Genomic DNA, 280 nt, shown 5'->3' with positions numbered 1-280 from the left:
TTCGAGCCCCGCCCGCCCCACAAAATCTCTCTACCAGGGTAAACGTGCGGATCGCTGCCCCGTGGACCGGGCCGGCCCGCGCGAGAGCAACGTATTCCTCCGATTTCCGGCAATCGCCGTGGCGTCAGCGGCCTTGTACGCACGAACGACGTACGTAATGTCGATGTTCGCGGCGCAATGGTCCACGGTGCGTTCAACTCCGGCGCCGCATGCTTCCATGGCGTCGCGCGAACCGAGGAGATAGACGATCAACACACCCGTCCAGCCGCGGGCGCTGACC

The 280-nt window shown here is 65.0% G+C and carries 1 protein-coding gene; it reads right to left on the bottom strand.

The window, feature by feature from the left end; genetic code table 11:
• Positions 1-30 precede the first annotated feature (30 nt).
• Positions 31-280, bottom strand: a 250-nt coding sequence (locus GV790_RS30870) for a hypothetical protein (RefSeq protein ID WP_218586509.1), incomplete at its 5' end; no start/stop codon positions are given.

The sequence above is a fragment of the Nocardia cyriacigeorgica genome, assembly GCF_010858045.1.
Classification (GTDB): Bacteria; Actinomycetota; Actinomycetes; order Mycobacteriales; family Mycobacteriaceae; genus Nocardia; species Nocardia cyriacigeorgica_E.
Note: the sequence above shows the minus strand (reverse complement) of the source record. Positions and strands in the feature narration are given on the sequence as shown.